The following is a 1,223-nucleotide window of genomic DNA, read 5'->3' on the forward strand; positions in this document are numbered from 1 at the left end:
CGCGAAGAACGATATCGCGGTCTGCCTGAAATACCGCGTTATCGTTCTTCGCGGGCAAGCCTCGCTCCTACTGGGGATCTGGTTGTCAGAAGAGCTTCAACGGTTCTTCGTTGAGAGCAGATAATTGCTCGCGCAACGCCAACACCTGATCACCCCAATACCGTTCACTGCCAAACCACGGAAAGCTGTGCGGGAACGCCGGGTCGTCCCAGCGGCGGGCGAGCCAGGCGCTGTAGTGCATCAGGCGCAAGGCGCGCAGCGGTTCGATCAGCGCGAGTTCCCGTGGGTCGAAGTCGTGGAATTCGTTGTAGCCGTCCATCAGTTCCGACAGTTGAACGAGACATTCCTGGCGATCCCCCGCCAGCATCATCCAGATGTCCTGTACCGCCGGGCCCATGCGACAGTCGTCGAGGTCGACGATGTGGAACATTTCGTCGCGGCACATCATGTTGCCGGGGTGGCAATCGCCGTGCATGCGGATGTTCTTGTGCGGGGTGGCCTTGTAGACCTCTTCCACGCGCTTGAGCAGGTCGCGGGCCACGGACTCGTAGGCCGGCAGCAGGCTCTTGGGGACGAAATTGCCTTCGAGCAGGGTGGTCAGCGAATCGTGACCAAAGTTCTTCACGCCCAGCGCTTCACGGTGTTCGAACGGCTTGGTGGCGCCGACGGCGTGCAGCCTGCCGAGCAACTGACCCAGTCGATACAGCTGATCAAGATTGCCCGGCTCCGGCGCACGGCCACCACGGCGGGGGAACAGGGTGAAACGAAACCCGGCGTGTTCATGCAGGCTGACGCCGTTGTGAATCATCGGCGCCACCACCGGCACGTCGCACTCGGCGAGTTCGAAAGTGAACTGGTGTTCTTCGAGAATCGCTTCGTTGGTCCAGCGTTGTGGGCGGTAGAACTTGGCGATCAGCGGCTCGGAGTCTTCGATGCCGACCTGATAGACGCGGTTCTCGTAGCTGTTGAGCGCCAGGATGCGTGCGTCGCTGAGAAAGCCGATGCTTTCGACGGCATCGAGCACGAGGTCTGGGGTGAGGGTTGCAAACGGGTGGGCCATGCTGACTCCTGCGCGCAGCAGGCTGCCGCGTCCGGCCAAGCATGGTAGCGCAGACGGGGCGTCTTTAGTGTTAAGGCTTGAGATGAGTGGTGTTGCCATCGCTAGCAGGCTAGCTCCCACAGGGGATTTGCGGTGTGTCGCAGATCCCGTGTGGGAGCTAGCC

The 1,223-nt window shown here is 61.3% G+C and carries 1 protein-coding gene; it reads right to left on the minus strand.

Annotation, left to right across the window (positions count from 1 at the left end; translation table 11 throughout):
• Nucleotides 1-85 precede the first annotated feature (85 nt).
• A complete protein-coding gene (locus tag QMX98_RS34665; protein WP_077747291.1) occupies nt 86-1,060 on the minus strand; it encodes a serine/threonine protein kinase in 975 nt (324 codons plus the stop codon).
• Between the last annotated feature and the right edge of the window lie 163 nt (nt 1,061-1,223).

It is taken from the genome of Pseudomonas sp. PS02303, from assembly GCF_029959925.1.
In the GTDB taxonomy this organism is placed as follows: Bacteria; Pseudomonadota; Gammaproteobacteria; order Pseudomonadales; family Pseudomonadaceae; genus Aquipseudomonas; species Aquipseudomonas mandelii.